Raw genomic sequence first — 15,285 nt, 5'->3', positions numbered from 1 at the left:
AGGCGGCAGCCAGGTAAGCGGCTTGACCCCATGACACCGCCCCACAGGAGAAGACGTGCTGCTGGCGCACCCCGCCGTGCTCGACGACCTGGTCGACAGTCACCGGACGCTGAGGATGCTCGACCCCGGGGACCCCGAGGTGCGCCGCCGGATGGCGGACGTCTCGTACACGCTGTGCGTGGCGACCGGCACGCGGGATGTGGACGCGGCAGTGGCACTGGCCGGCGGGGTCCCGCAGTCCCTGGCGGCGAGCGTGTGGAGCCGGGACCTGACCCACGTGCCTGGACCTCGCCGGCCGCCTGGACGCCGGCGAGGTCTGGCTCAACTGCCACCTGGTGCGAACGGCCGAGCTCCCGCACGGCGGCCGGGGTACCCCTCGGGGCACGGCACGGACCTGAGCACGCCGGCCCTGCACGAGTACCAGCGCCCCAAAACCGTCACCGCCCGGCTGACCGGCGGGAGCTGACGGCGGCGGCCTAGAAGAAGCCGAGCCTCTTCGGCGAGTACGAGACCAGGAGGTTCTTGGTCTGCTGGTAGTGGTCGAGCATCATCTTGTGCGTCTCGCGGCCGATGCCCGACTGCTTGTAGCCGCCGAACGCGGCGTGCGCCGGGTAGGCGTGGTAGCAGTTGGTCCAGACGCGGCCCGCCTGGATCGCGCGGCCGGCGCGGTAGGCGGTGTTGCCGTCGCGGGTCCACACGCCGGCGCCGAGGCCGTACAGCGTGTCGTTGGCGGTGGCGATGGCGTCGTCGAAGTCGCCGAAGGAGGTGACGGCGACGACCGGGCCGAAGATCTCCTCCTGGAAGACGCGCATGCGGTTGTCGCCCTCCAGGATCGTCGGACGGACGTAGTAGCCACCGGCCAGTTCGCCGCCCATCTCGGCGCGTTCGCCACCGGTGAGGACCTTGGCGCCTTCCTGCTGGCCGATGTCGAAGTAGGAGAGGATCTTCTCCAGCTGGTCGTTGGAGGCCTGGGCGCCGATCATGGTGGAGGTGTCCAGCGGATGGCCCTGGACGATCTTCTCGGTGCGGGTGACGGCCGCCTCCAGGAAGGCGTTGTAGTGGCCGCCCTGGATCAGCGCGCGGGACGGGCAGGTGCAGACCTCGCCCTGGTTGAGGGCGAACATCGTGAAGCCCTCCAGCGCCTTGTCGTAGAAGTCGTCGTCGGCGCGGGAGACGTCGTCGAAGAAGATGTTGGGGCTCTTGCCTCCCAGCTCCAGGGTGACGGGCTTCAGGTTCTGCGAGGCGTACTGCATGATCAGCCGGCCGGTGGTGGTCTCGCCGGTGAAGGCCACCTTGGCGACGCGCGCGCTGGAGGCGAGCGGCTTGCCGGCCTCGACGCCGAAGCCGTTGACGATGTTGACCACGCCGGGCGGCAGCAGGTCGGCGATCAGGCTCATCCAGAAGTGGATGGAGGCCGGGGTCTGTTCGGCCGGCTTGATGACGACGGCGTTGCCCGCGGCCAGGGCCGGGGCGAGCTTCCAGGTCGCCATCAGGATCGGGAAGTTCCAGGGGATGATCTGCGCGACGACGCCCAGGGGCTCGTGGAAGTGGTAGGCGACGGTGTCGTCGTCGATCTCGGCGAGACTGCCCTCCTGGGCGCGGATGGCGCCCGCGAAGTAGCGGAAGTGGTCGATGGCCAGCGGGATGTCGGCGGCGAGGGTCTCCCGGACCGGCTTGCCGTTCTCCCAGCTCTCGGCGACCGCCAGCTCCTCCAGGTGCGCCTCCATACGGTCCGCGATCCTGTTCAGGACGCCCGCCCGCTCGGTCACCGACGTACGGCCCCACCCCGGCGCGGCCGCGTGGGCGGCGTCGAGGGCCCGCTCGACGTCCTCGGCGGTGCCGCGGGCGACCTCCGTGAAGATCTCGCCGGTGACCGGGGTCGGGTTGCCGAAGTACTCGCCGCGGGCGGGCGGCACGTACTCGCCGCCGATCCAGTGGTCGTAGCGTGACTGGTACTTCATGATCGCGTCGTCGGAACCGGGGTTGGCGTACCGGGTCATGGGGCGGCCTCCCATTGCGAGCCGCCCGCTCCGTCGCGGACGGCGGTTGGGGGGACCGTAGGACGCGCAAGGTTGCAACAGGGTTGCGGCGGAACGCCACCACGGAACTACACTCGGCAGCACCCCACCCGGTGCCGCCGGGCACCGGTCCGTGCCTACCCGGGGACGGCCATGACTGTCTCGTACGCGGCGTCCTACGCGGCCTGGCCGCCGGGGACCGATCCGGACCTCCTGCGGCGGGACGTGGCGCGTGCGCACGAGGAGTTCCTGTCGACGGGACGCCCGCCGCGGCCGGTGCGCGATGTCGTCCTCGGCTCCTGGCAGCGCTCGCTCAACCGCGGCGTGGACCCGGAGGCCGACGGCCCCCGTTCCCCCGGGCTCGGCGCGGCGGAGTTGCGGGACTACCGGCGGCAGCACCCGATGGCGGCGGTGCTGCCCGTCGTACGCAGCCTGCTCGTCGAACCCGCCCAGGACAGCGACCAGTTGGTCGCGGTCGGCGACGAGCGCGCCCGGCTGCTGTGGGTCGAGGGCACGCCGGGGCTGGCGGCACGGGCCGAGCGGATCGGCTTCGTCGAGGGCGCGGAGTGGGCGGAGGACGCGGCCGGTACCAACGCGCCCGGCACCGCGGTCGCGCTGGGGCGGCCCCTGCAGATCTACGCGGGCGAGCACTTCATCCGCCCGGTGCACCCGTGGAGCTGCTCGGCGGCCCCGGTCCGCGACCCGGACACCGGTGCGGTGATCGGCGTGATCGACCTGACGGGCGGCGACCACATCGCGGCGCCGCACGCGCTGGCCCTGGTGCGGGCCACCGTGGCGGCGGCCGAGGCCGAACTGCGGCTGCTGCGGCTGCGCGGCGTCCTGCCGGCCGTCGCTGCTCGGGGGACGACGCCCGCCGGGGCGCGGCTGGAGGTGCTGGCACGCGACCGGGCACTGCTGACCTCCCCGTACGGGACGGTCGAACTGAGCCCCCGCCATTCCGAGATCGTCTTCCTGCTGGCCCGGCATCCGCGGGGGCTGGGCGCCGACGCGCTCGCCGCCCGGCTGCACGAGCACGAGTCGGCGCGGGTCACCACGCGGGCCGAGATGTCGCGGCTGCGCCGGCTGCTCGGTCCCCAGGTGCTGGGCTCGCGCCCGTACCGGCTGCTGCTGCCGGCCACCACGGACGCGGACGAGGTCCGCGCCCTCCTGGCCCGCGGCGCCCACCGCCGGGCCCTGGCCCGCTATCCAGGGGCCCTGCTGCCCGGCTCCGACGCCCCCGCCATCGTCGACGCGCGCGAGGAACTCCACTGGGCGCTGCGCCGCGCCCTGCGCGATCGTGGCGACGCCAGGCTGCTGCTCGACTGGCTGGACCGGCCCGGCAACCACGACGACGTCGACCTGCTCCAGGCGGCACTGCGCGCGCTGCCCCCCGAGTCGCCGCGGCGTCCGGTGCTGCGGGCACGGCTGGACCATGCCCGGCTGTGACCTGGAGCGACCTGGCGGGACCTGCCGGGGCACACTGGTGGGGTGGATGATCCGAGCATCGCGCACGTGAGCGCCGCGTCCCGGCTGGCCGGCCCGGCCGAGGGCATCGGCATGGACGAACTGGGCCTGGCGGCCCGCAACCACGCGCTCCCGCTGGAGGCCCTGCGCTACGACGTCACACCACCCGGCCTGCACTACGTGCTGGTCCACTTCGACATCCCGGCGGCCGACGCCCGGACCTGGCGGCTCACCGTCGGCGGCAAGGTCCGCGCCCCGCTGGAACTGTCCCTGGACGACCTGCGCCGGTATCCGGCCGTCACGCACCGGGTCACCATGGAGTGCGCCGGCAACGGCCGCGCCGGGCTGACCCCGCGCCCGGTCAGCCAGCCCTGGCTGAACGAGGCGGTCGGCACGGCCGACTGGACGGGCGTGCCGCTGCGCACCCTGCTGCGGGAGGCGGGCGTGGAACCCGACGCCGTCGAGGCGGTCTTCACCGGCGCCGACCACGGCGTGGAGCGCGGGGTCGAGCAGGACTACCAGCGCTCGCTCACGGTCGACGCCGCCACCGCCGCGGATCCCGAGGTCCTGGTGGCGTACGCCATGAACGGCGCGCCCCTGCCGCCGCAGCACGGCCACCCCGTCCGCCTGGTGGTCCCCGGCTGGTACGGCATGGCGCACGTGAAGTGGCTGCGTGACATCACGCTCACGGACACCCCCTTCACCGGTTTCCAGCAGTCCGTCGCCTACCGTTTCCGTCAGGAACCCGGCGAACCCGGGGAGCCCGTGACCCGCATCGCGCCGCGCGCCCTCATGGTGCCGCCCGGCTTCCCCGACTTCATGACGCGCACTCGCGTGGTGCGGCCGGGCCCGCAGCGTCTGGAGGGCCGGGCGTGGTCCGGCCGCGCGCCGGTCGTCGGTGTAGAGACGAGCACGGACGGCGGCCACACCTGGCACGCGGCCGAACTCGACGACGAGGGCCACCCCTGGGCCTGGCGGCACTGGCACACCACCTGGGAGGCGACGCCCGGCCGGCACGTGCTCAGCGTCCGCGCCACCGACGCGGAGGGCCACACCCAGCCGCTGGAACAGCCCTGGAACCGCGGCGGCTTCGCCAACAACCTCGTCCAGCGCGTCCCGGTGGTGTGCCTGGCGCCCGGCGTCTGAGGCCCGCGCGGGGCGCGGTCACCCGTCGAATGCGAGCCAGCCGACGCCGTCGTGCGGCAGGAGGCCCAGGGCACCGCGGTCGGTGGCTCCGGCCTGTACGTTGAACCGGTCCTCGCTCCAGCCTTTCGAGACGCTCAGGACGAGTCCCGGTGCCACGTGGAAACGCGTGGCCGACCCGGGCTCGAAGGGCCGGAGGGGAACCGGGCGCAGTTCCCGGGTGAGCGGCTCGACCTCCGCTCCGGTGATTCCGTGTGCCACCGCCACGTAGTCGGCGCCCGTCGCGGCCTCGTCGAGCGCGAACTGGAGGAGGAAGCCGCTGAGCGGTTCGTTCTCGGCAACCGGCGGTTCGTCGTGCACCCGGTGCCAGACGGTGGGATCGTCCTCGGGCTCGCCGGGCGTCCACAGCGTGGACCAGCGGAACCCTCCTTGGTTCTCGACACCGATGACGCGCATGTCGCCGCAGCGGTCGGTCTCCCGGCCGAGGTCTTCGACCATGCGGTTCTGGACGCCCAGGACGCCCGGACGCCGCATGGCCAGTTCGTAGAGCTGAGCGAGCCCTGCGGGCAGGTCCACGTAGCCGCCCGGTACGACCGGTGGTTCCGCGTCGTCGGCGGTGGCCGGGTACCAGCCCGTGACGAACTGCTCCAGCGCGAGGGCACGGTCGCCGTTCACATGGTCCAGCCACTCCAGGCCGGGGCGGGTCGCGGCAGGGTGCGGCGGGCGGACCCGCTGGAGCAGCGCCCGGCTGAGGGGCGTCTGTGGTCGTACCTTGCAGTCGTCGAGTTCGTACTCGGTGCCGCCGGGAGGAAGGTGCGAACCGATCTCTCCCACGTGGCCCGTGCCGAGGTAGAGCAGGCCCTCGTCCACGCGGACGAGCAGATGGAGATCGGTCCACTCCCAGAGCCGCTCCAGCACCGGGGCGGGTGCGGGGCCGAGCAGACGGATCTCCTGGGCGTTCCACACACCACTGCGCCCCGGTACGTCCCCCGCCGGGACGGTGATCAGCGTCCCGGCAGTGCCGATGATCATCGTCGCACCACCCACGGGGAGGCACTCCGCAGTGGATGCGGCGCCGATCAGCGCCAGCGCAAGCCCTTCGTCGAGCATGTCGCCGCGGGCGAGGCCGGAGTTCCCGTCAACCATGCGGGCCATCCTCCCCGACGGTCACCGCCGGGCCGAGCCTGGGGGCGTCAGGGCCGGGCACGCGGGCGGGGGCGAACTGGCGTACGGCGCATGGAGGCTGGAATGCGATAGGCGACTTCCTGCGGGCCTGACAGAGCTGGTCCGGCCCGAGGACGCCGGCCTCGACGGCGGTGGGCTGCGGCGGGAGGAGGTCGCGCTGCTCGCGGGCAGCAGCCGGACCACTGCCTCCGCCTGGAGCAGGGGCCGGACCGCAATCCGTTCGTGCAGGTCCTGGACGCGCGGGCGGGGGTGCTGCGGCCGACCGCCGGCGCCACGGCGTCCCCGGTCAGGCCGGTCGGACCGCCGGCACCGCCGGCGCGGCCGCCCGCCCCGCGGCCCCGCCGGTGCGGGCGAGGACCGGGAGCGGACGGACAAGGTAACCCTGGTCTAACCCTGCGTCCGCGGCGCGCGGACCAGCAGGAACAGGGTCCGGCGGCGGTGGCTGAAGCCGATCGACTCGTACAGCCGGAGCGCGTTGGTGTTGCTCGCGGCGGCGTGCAGCAGCGGGGTGTCCCCGCGCTCCTTGATGCCCGCGGCCACGGCGCGCACCAGGCGGGTGGCCAGACCGCGGCCACGGTGGGCGGGGTCCGTGCAGACGGCGCTGATCTCCGTCCACCCGGGCGGCTGGATGCGTTCCCCGGCCATGGCGATCAGCCGGCCGTTCTCCCGGATGCCCAGGTACGTGCCGAGTTCGAGCGTCCTCGGCAGGAACGGCCCGGGCCGCGTGCGCTCCACCAGGTCCATGACGTCGTCGATGTCGCCGGGGCCGAGCCCTACGGCCTCGGGGGCGTGCTCGGCGCGGAGCGCGCTGTCGACCATCTGCACGCCCTCGCCGCCCTCGACCACCTCCCAGCCGTCGGGGACCACGGGTGAGCCCGTGACCAGGGCGGTGCCGCCGGGGCCGAGCAGCGCGGCCAGGTCGTCCCAGGCGGCCGGGTCGGCCGGGTCGGCGAGACCCGCGAAGAGGGACATGTCGGACCGGTAGCGGGCCGCACGGCCGCGGACCTCCGCGAAGCGGGCGTGCGGGCCGGCGAGGGCGGCCCACACGGGGTTGTCCAGGACGGGGGCGACGCCGGACGGCGCGGGCTCGCCGTCGGACTCCGCGGAGTGGGCGTGATCAACAGTGGTGGACATGGGTGGTGCGGGTCTCCGTCCGTGGAGGGGCCGGCGGCTGTCGGGATGGTCAACACCGCTGTGCCCGCCCGCAATCCCGGGCGGGGCCCGGGAATCCCGGCCCGGGCGGTGTCGATCGCTGGGCACCGGCCGGGTTGCGCGGCGCGAGCCGCGTAATACCGTGGCCGGGAGGTGGGGGGCTCGCGCTACGAGGGAGATGGCGCATGGCCACACTGGTCGCCGTCAGCGTCGGTATGCCGAAGAACGTTCCGTGGCAGGGCCGGACGACGTTCACGGGCGTCTGGAAGGAGCCGGTCTCGGGCCCGCGTATGGTCCGGCGGCTCAACATCGACGGCGACGGGCAGGGAGACGTCGGCGGGCACGGCGGCGAGCAGCGGGCGGTGCTGGTGTACCAGCTGGACTCGTACCGCCACTGGCGGAAGGAGCTCGGCCGGGACGACTTCACCTTCGGCCAGTTCGGCGAGAACTTCACCGTGGACGGGCTGCCCGACGACGAAGTGTGCATCGGGGACCGGTACCGCATCGGCGGAGCGGTCTTCGAGGTCACGCAGCCGCGGGTGACCTGCTACCGGGTCGGGATGCGCATGGCGGAGCCCAGGATGGCCGCGCTGCTGGTGGCCCACCGGCGCCCCGGCTTCTACTTCCGCGTGCTGGAGGAGGGCGAGGTCACCGCGGGCGACGAGATCGTCAAGCTCGCGACCGGTCCGGAGGCGATGACCGTCGCCGAGATCGACGCGCTGCTGTACCTGCCGGGGCACCCCAGGGAGCAGGTGGAGCGTGCCCTGCGCATCCCCGCGCTGAGTCCGGGGTGGCAGGCCTCGATGCGGGCCCTGCTCGACGCCCAGGTGGGGGACGGAGGCGGCACCGCGGGCAACCCGGGGCTGACGGGGGCGGCGGCCCCTCCACCGGCGTGGCCGGGCTTCCGCCCGCTGCGGGTGACCCGGGTCCGGGAGGAGAGCAGCAGCATCTTCTCGCTGACGCTGGCCGCGCAGGACGGCAGCCCGCTGCCGGCCGGAATGCCGGGCCAGTTCCTCACCGTCCGGATCCGGCGCGACCCCGACGGGCCACCGCTGATCCGCACCTACTCCCTGTCGGGGCGGCCCGGCGCGGCGGAGTACCGGATCAGCGTCAAGCACGAACCGCACGGCCTGGGCAGCGGCCATCTGCGGCGGCACGTACGGGAGGGCGATCTGCTGGAGGCCGCCGCGCCGCGCGGCACCTTCGTGCTCGCCGAGGGCGACACGCCGGTGGTGCTGCTGTCCGCGGGGGTGGGCGCCACGCCGGTGATGGCCATGCTGCACGCGCTGGCCGACGACTGCGCCCGGCGCGAGGTGTGGTGGCTGCACATGGCGCGCGACGGCGAGAACCATCCGTTCGCCGCGGAGTCCCGGGCGCTGATGGGGCGGCTGGCGGGCGCGCACGCCTACATCGCGTACAGCAGGCCGCGGGAGAGCGACCGCGTGGGCGCCGACTACACCAGGGCGGGCCGGCTCGACGCGGCGCGGATCGCCGCGCTGGAGCTGCCGCCGGACGCGGACGCCTACGTCTGCGGGCCGCAGGGCTTCATGGACGCCATGGCGGAGGCGCTGACCGCGGGAGGCCTGGCCGCGGACCATGTCCACACGGAGACCTTCGGCACGCTGTCCTCGGTCAACCCCGGAGTGGTCGGCGCGACGGCCCGCGCCCCGCACCCGCCCGCGGCCCCGCCCGGCGAGCCGACCGGGCCGTCGGTGTCCTTCGCCCGCAGCGGGATCAGCGTGCCGTGGCACCCCGCGTACGGCACGCTCCTCGAACTCGCGGAGGCCTGCGACGTGCCGACCCGCTGGTCGTGCCGCACCGGGGTCTGCCACACCTGTGAGACCCCGGTCCTGACCGGTGGTGTCGGGTACGCACCGGAGCCCGTGGACGAACCCGCCGAGGGCAACGCCCTCATCTGCTGCTCGCAGCCGCGCACGGACCTGGTGCTCGATCTGTAGGACGCCCCCGATCAGCCGGAGGAGCAGGGGGTGGCCCGGACGGAGGCGCGCCCGGCCCCCGCCGTGCCGCCCGTCCCCGGCGACTGAGCCCGCCGCGGCGCTGGGCTGTGGCGCTCGGCTGCGGGCCGGGCGGTCAGCCGCGGACCGCGGGCTGCGGGAGGTCCTGCGACTCCAGGGCCATGAGCTCGTCCGCGGTGGGGTCGTCCAGCTCGGCGACTCGCTGCGCCTGCCGCTCGGTCATCTCCTGGAACATCTGGCGCGCGGAACGGCCGTTGCCGAAGCCCTCGCCGCGCGGGAGCAGCTCGAACAGGCGGGTGAGCTCGGCGCGGGCGGCGGGGGTGAGCTCGTACTGGTGCTCCGCGGCCTGGTACTCGACGATCGAGACCAGCTCGTCGGCGGCGTAGTCCTCGAAGAGCAGCGTGCGGCCGAAGCGGGAGGACAGGCCCGGGTTGGAGCTGATGAAGCGGTCCATGTCGCCCGGGTAGCCGGCGGCGATCACGACGACGTCGTCGCGGTGGTCCTCCATCAGCTTGACCAGGGTGGCCACGGCCTCCGTGCCGAAGTCGTTGCCGGCTCCCACCGGGGCGAGGCTGTAGGCCTCGTCGATGAAGAGCACGCCGCCCAGGGCGCGGTTGAAGGCGGCGGTGGTCTTGGGCCCGGTGTGGCCGACGTACTCGCCGACCAGGGCCGTACGGTCGACCTCCACCAGGTGACCCTCGCGCAGCAGCCCGAGGGCCTTCAGGAGCCGCCCGTACAGGCGGGCCACGGTGGTCTTGCCGGTGCCGGGGTTGCCCGCGAAGATCAGGTGACGGCTGAGCGGCGGGGCGGGCAGCCCGGCCTCCTCGCGGCGCCGGACCGTCTGCATGAGCTTCACCAGCGAGCCGACGTCGTGCTTGACGCGGTCGAGGCCGACGAGGGCGTTCAGCTCACCCAGCAGGTCGTCGAGGGTCTCCTCGGGCTCTTCCCGGTCGTCGTCGGCGGTGGACTCCGGGCGCGTTCCCCCGGGCGGGCCGGCGGGTGCGCCCGGGGCGGGCGCCGCCGGGGCCGGCGCGGGTTCGCCGTACGTCAGGGGAGCGCCGTCGACGGTGCAGTCGTCGAGTACCGGGGCCGCGCCCCCGTCCGTGCCGAGCGCGTCCGCGCAGTCCCGGATCCGGCAGTGCCGGAAGACCGGGTCCGCCCCCGCGCCGACGTGGAGCGCGGGGAAGCCGGAGCCGGACACGTCGAGGGAGGTGAAGGTGCCGCCGGCGCCCTCGGCGAGGAAGACGCCGTTCTTCGCCGGCCGCTCGACGCGCAGGTCCGCGACGGTGGGCCGGGCCCCGGTCCACACCACGACACCAGAACCACCGCAGTCCTCCACCGAGCCGCCGCTGACGGTGGCTTCGGCGCCCTTGTCGACGACGACGCCCGCCGCGCCCGCCCCGGTGACCCGTATCCCGGTGAGGACCGCGACGCCGCCGGTCGCGACCTGCACCCCGATCTCCTTGGTCCCGGTCACCGTGGTGTTCTCGACCCGGCTCTCCGAGGCCGAGCCGACCCCGATGCCCGTCGCCACGTCGTCGATGCGGCAGCCGGTGACCGAAGCCACGGCCTGTTCGGCCACCGCGACGCCGGTCATGGCGACGTTCCTGATCCCGCAGTCCGCGAGTTCGAGCCGGGCCTCGCCCGCCGCGTGCACGCCGTGCTCGGCGCCGTCGCGGACGAGGCAGTCGGTCAGCCGCCCGGTGGCCGTGCCGGACAGGTGGACGGCGCTGAAGGCGCTGCGGTCGATCCGGCAGTCCGCGAGCCGGGCCTGCGCGGCGCCGGTGAGCAGGAGACCGTTGGCGCCCGCGTCGGCGACGGCGCAGCCCTGCGCGTTGAGCACGCCGTTGTCCTGGACGACGACCCCGCTGGCGGATGCGCCGCGGATCCGGCAGTCGGTGAGGTCGGCGCGCGCCGTGCCGGTGACGTGCACACCGGCCGCGCCGGGCGACTCGATCCGCAGTTCGCCGGCCGTGGCCTCGGCGGCCTCCTCCAGCAGCAGCCCGGCCCGGCCGGTGCCGGTCAGGACGGAGTCGGCGAGGCGGAGGCGGGCGCTGCCGCGCAGCCGAACGCCGGATCCCGTCGTACGGTCCAGACGCAGCCGGGCCGCCTCCAGCCGGGCCGTGCCCGACAGCACGACACCGGTGCCGTCCACGCCCGTGACGCTGGTGTCCTCGACCCGGGCGCGGACCGCCCCCGCCATGTGCAGCCCGGCCAGGCGGGCGCGCTCCAGGCGGCAGCGCCGCAGGATCAGGGCGGTCGTCCCGCTCTCCTCGTCCTCCGGGCCGCGGGCCTGGATGCGGCCGCCCTCGACGGCGCAGTCCTCCAGCACCAGGCCGGCGCCCGGGGACACGGCGATCGCGGGAGCACCGTCGTCGGCGCCCCAGACGGTGACGCCGTGCACGGCGCAGTCCGGGCCGTCGACGGTCAGCGCGGGCCGTTCCCCCGGCGGCGCGGCCAGCACGACGCTCCCCCGGCCGTGCTCCGCCGTGAGCACGACGGCGCGGTCCAGCACCACGGCCTCGGTCCAGGTGCCCGGGGCGATCACCACCACGTCGCCGGGGGCGGCGGCGCGCACCGCGTCGGCGATCCGGTGGAAGGCCCCCCGGCCGCCTTGTCCTTTCGGGGCCACGGTGTGACGCGTCATGTTCCGGATCCTCTACTGCTTCTGCTGGGTGCCGGCCGGTGGTGCCTGGTACCAGGACGGGTTGATGCTCGCACGGTACGCACCGGTCAGGTAAACCGACTGGATCGACTTCTCGAAGATCTTGAAGGGTAGCTGGATCCAGAAGTCCGCGAAGCCCTGTCGGTGGAAGAGCCGGCTGCCGCCGCCCAGCACCACCACGTTCTTCACCAGCGCGGTGGAGGCCGAGGTGGTGAGCGCCGCAGCGGCGTTGATGCCGCCGTCCAGGAAGGCGTCGGCGCCGCTGAGCTTGACCGTGTTCCCGTTGGCGTCGCTGACACCCCACACGGCGGCGTTCATGGCGCCGTTGACCCACCCCGAGATCGTGCTGGTGCCCGCGCTGAAGGCGAAGTCGTAGATGCCGCCGCGCCAGCGGGTCGGGGTCTCGTTCCCGGCCCACTCGTTGGCCCAGGTCTTCTCGTGGTTGAACGGCCTGCGCTGCGGGTGCTTGCCGCTGTCGATGTTGGCCAGGGTCGTCTTGAGGTCGCCGAGCTCGCGGAAACCGGCGGCCCGGTTCTCGTGCACGGCGATGCCGACTCCGGTCTTGACGCCCGAGGACACCGCGGCGTTGGCGAACGCCTTCAGCACGTCGTTCCCGTTGAACTGCTTGTGCTGGGCCGCGTCGACGATGGCATTCACCACCAGGTTGGCGGCGAACTCCAGAACGAACTCCTGCCCGAACTCCACGAGCGCCTTGCCCGCCACCACCTTCCAGTACGGCCGGTACCGGGCCTCCCGAAGCGCCGCACCGGCATTGCCGGGGAGCATCGTGCCCGACCACGGCATGCGCTGGGCCTCACGGATCCGGCGGCCCCAGCCGCGGATCTCGGTCAGCGGCCCGCGGTAGTCGTACTCGTTGCCGACCAGCCTCATCTGCCCGAACGGACCGCCGCGCTCCCAGACCAGGCCGCTGTCGGTGCGCTGGGCGACGAGTTCGCCGTCGGCGTCGTAGCGGTTCCACTGGCCGCGCCAGGCGTCGGTCTCCAGGTATCCGGTGACGGTGCCCTCGGCGCCCCTCACGGCCTTGCGCTCGCGGACCACGGAGTCGTGGTCGAACTCCTGCCAGACCGCGCGGGGCTCGTCGGCCGTGAGGTCGTACTCGCGGACGCGGACCGGGCCGTCCAGGTGCGGCGGGGTTTCGCGCAGGACGACCGTGGTGCCGTCGGCGGACCGCAGTTCGTCGCGGAAGTGGCGGGCGCCGGGGCGCCACTGGTCGTCCCAGGTGCCGGTGGCCCGGTTCCACCAGGTGCGGACCTGGACGCCCTGGCCGGGTGCGGTCGCGCGTGAGCCGTCGCGCTTGAACACGGCGGTCAGCCAGCGGTCGTCCGCGGCCGGGTCGCGCCAGGCCTCCACGTAGCGGCCCTTGTCGAGCATGCGGCGCTCGCGGACGAGCCCGCGGTTCGCGTCGAAGTCCCGGAAGGAGTCGTCCCACGACAGCTTCGGGTCGTTGGAGCCGCGGAAGAACTCCCTGGAGCCGGAGCGGCCGACGGGGGTGCCCTGGGCGTTCGCCTCCCGCCACGTCCACTTCGCGGAGTCCGCCCGTCCCACGCCCTCGATGAAGCTGTTCGCGGTCCCGTTGGGGTTCGGGTACCGCATGCCGGTCAGGTTGCCGTGCGCGTCACGGGTGACCCACGTTCCGCGGCCCGAGGGATGGCCGACGACCGGCGCGTCGACGTACTCGCGTACGACACCGTTCGGCAGGCCCTCGCGCGCGACCCTCAGGCGCCCGTCCTGCCCCTGGAAGCGGTCCTGCCACAGCGCGCCGTCGGGAGAGCCTTGCTGTGGCACGCGGTAGCCGTGCCGGCCGCCGGACTCCTCCCAGGGCACGTACGAGGCGTCGGCCGGGGCGTAGCCAGGACCGCGGGCGTGGTCGCCGACCTTCAGCGTGGTGCCATCGTGCAGCTTGGTCGTGAGGCGCGCGAAGTCGCCGTTCGCCTTCAGGTCCAGGACACCGCCGTCCAGACCGACGTACCGCACGCCCGACGTGCCGGTGCCAGTGCCGACCGGCCGCTTCTCCCAGGTGAACAGCTGGTACGCGTTGTCGCCGAGCACATGGGCGTACGCACCCTCCGCGTGCCCCGCACCGGGCAGGAAGCCCTTGCGGACCCAGACGGGCGGACGCTGCTCACGCCACCGCTCGGTGACCAGCAGGTGGCCGTCGACGACCTCGGCCTTACCGACCTCCTTGCCGTGCGGCGACTGCCGCTGCCAGGTCCCGTCGGTCCTCCACCCACCGGGCGCGGCGCCGTCCGGCACGATCTTGTGCTCCTCGTACTGCCCGGCGTGTTCGGGCAGGTGGCCCATGCCCCATTTGCGCTGGACGAGGGTCCGCCCGTCGTCGGCGAGGTCCGTCCAGCCGGAGCCGAACCGGTCCGGGGTCCGCGGACCCTCGGCGAGTTCCTCGGCGGCGCCGTCGTAGCGGTGCCAGCGCAGGTCGCCGTTCTCGTTGCGGAGCGCCAGTGTGTGGCCCGTGCCGTTGCCGTGCTTCTGCAGACCGGCCTGGTACTCGTGGACGACGTTGCCGCGCCCGTCGAGGTCGCGCCAGCCGGTGCCCGCGGTGTCGTACTCGCGGATCCCCGCGCCGGACAGGGTGGCGTCGTCACCCCAGCGCGCCCAGCTCGTACGGGGGTTCGTACGGCCGAAGTCGATGGTGTCGGTGCGGCGGAAGGAGTCGAGGAGTTCGCCGCCGGGCAGCACCCGGCGTTCGAAGACGGGGACCGGCGAGCCGGTCGCGCTGAGCAGCACCACCCTGCCGTTCGCGGCGCCCGTCAGGTCCGCCTTGCCGTGGTGGAACACCCCCGTACCGGTGCCGGTGCCGGCGGGGCCTGTGCGCGCCCACACGCCGTTCGGGTGGTCCAGGACGTACTGGTAGGGAGTGGGCCTGCCCTTGTCGAGGACGTTGAAGCCCTGCTTGACCAGGGTGCCGTCGGCGCCGATCTCGATGAACTCCCCGTCCCGGGGCCCGCCGGTGTCCACGTGGGTCACCCGCAGACCGCCGGCCGTGGAGGTGACCTCCTGGCCGCGAAAATGGGCGATGCGCGTACCGGTCGCGTCCTCCAGCCAGGCGGCACCCTGCGCCGGGGTGACCAGGTTCAGACCGTCCGGCACGCCCGGCAGCGCCGGGAGCGGCCGGCCGATGGCGACGGGAGCGCCGTGCTCGTCGTACCGGGTGAAGGTCCCGTCGGCCTCGTCGATCCGGCGCGGATGGGGCTCAGTGAGCTCCGAGAAGTATCCGTGTACCGGGGGGAGCGTCCCCGTGCCGGACACCGAGTCCGCGTCCCGCGGAGACGGGGCCGAGCCCGAACCGGAGGTCCCGTCGTGCGTGTGCGGCACCAGCGGTACGGGCGCGGGCGACGCGTGTTCGGCCGCCGCCACCCTCAGTTGGGCCGCCTCAGCCTCGGCGAGCCGCAGCTCCGCCGTCACGACCTGCTCGCGCGCCGCCTCCAGCCCGGTCCTGTTCGAGGATCCCGTTCCGACCAGTTCGAGCGCCTCAAGCCGCCTGAACTCCGCGTGCGCCCGGTTCATGTCGCGACGGGCGTCCTGCACGGCCGCCTCGGCGTCCGCCGTCGACAACGGGTCGTCGGCGCGCGGGGTCAGATCCGGCCCCTCGTCCAGCGACACGGCGTCGGCGTCGGCACGCCCCTTGCCGTTGCTGGGTGCGGGT

At 73.9% G+C, this 15,285-nt stretch carries 9 protein-coding genes; 4 read left to right on the top strand and 5 right to left on the bottom strand.

Annotated features, from left to right (window positions below):
- The first annotated feature begins 55 nt into the window (after positions 1–55).
- Positions 56–466: a DUF5133 domain-containing protein gene (locus tag AC3EUJ_RS12860; RefSeq protein WP_431961255.1), complete on the top strand. Its 411-nt coding sequence runs from the start codon at positions 56–58 to the stop codon at positions 464–466.
- 10 nt (positions 467–476) lie between these two features.
- Here the strand turns inward: AC3EUJ_RS12860 and exaC are convergent, their stop codons facing one another.
- Entirely contained in the window at positions 477–2,000 is a 1,524-nt protein-coding gene (exaC, locus tag AC3EUJ_RS12855) for an acetaldehyde dehydrogenase ExaC (RefSeq protein ID WP_431961254.1), read from the bottom strand.
- A gap of 171 nt (positions 2,001–2,171) precedes the next feature.
- Between exaC and AC3EUJ_RS12850 the strand changes: the two genes are divergently transcribed.
- On the top strand, positions 2,172–3,464 hold the full coding sequence (locus tag AC3EUJ_RS12850; RefSeq protein WP_431961253.1) for a GAF domain-containing protein: 1,293 nt from the start codon (positions 2,172–2,174) through the stop codon (positions 3,462–3,464).
- Positions 3,465–3,575: 111 nt separating this feature from the next.
- The gene (locus AC3EUJ_RS12845; protein WP_431961399.1) at positions 3,576–4,628 is read left to right on the top strand and encodes a sulfite oxidase; all 1,053 of its coding nucleotides are present in this window, start codon (positions 3,576–3,578) and stop codon (positions 4,626–4,628) included.
- 18 nt (positions 4,629–4,646) lie between these two features.
- Here the strand turns inward: AC3EUJ_RS12845 and AC3EUJ_RS12840 are convergent, their stop codons facing one another.
- Both AC3EUJ_RS12840 and AC3EUJ_RS12835 read right to left on the bottom strand, forming a co-directional pair.
- Positions 4,647–5,771 carry a hypothetical protein gene (locus AC3EUJ_RS12840; protein WP_431961252.1) on the bottom strand — a complete coding sequence of 375 codons (1,125 nt, stop codon included), beginning with the start codon at positions 5,769–5,771 and terminating at the stop codon, positions 4,647–4,649.
- Positions 5,772–6,197: 426 nt separating this feature from the next.
- Entirely contained in the window at positions 6,198–6,944 is a 747-nt protein-coding gene (locus AC3EUJ_RS12835) for a GNAT family N-acetyltransferase (protein WP_431961251.1), read from the bottom strand.
- 203 nt (positions 6,945–7,147) lie between these two features.
- On the opposite strand from AC3EUJ_RS12835, the gene AC3EUJ_RS12830 reads away from it, so the two are divergent.
- A complete protein-coding gene (locus tag AC3EUJ_RS12830; RefSeq protein WP_431961250.1) occupies positions 7,148–8,920 on the top strand; it encodes an MOSC domain-containing protein in 1,773 nt (590 codons plus the stop codon).
- A gap of 133 nt (positions 8,921–9,053) precedes the next feature.
- Here the strand turns inward: AC3EUJ_RS12830 and AC3EUJ_RS12825 are convergent, their stop codons facing one another.
- A complete protein-coding gene (locus AC3EUJ_RS12825) occupies positions 9,054–11,585 on the bottom strand; it encodes a right-handed parallel beta-helix repeat-containing protein (protein WP_431961249.1) in 2,532 nt (843 codons plus the stop codon).
- Positions 11,586–11,597: 12 nt separating this feature from the next.
- Positions 11,598–15,285 (bottom strand): hypothetical protein (locus AC3EUJ_RS12820; protein ID WP_431961248.1); only part of this gene is annotated, 3,688 nt, incomplete at its 5' end.

Source organism: Actinacidiphila sp. bgisy160, assembly GCF_057707815.1.
Note: the sequence above shows the minus strand (reverse complement) of the source record. Positions and strands in the feature narration are given on the sequence as shown.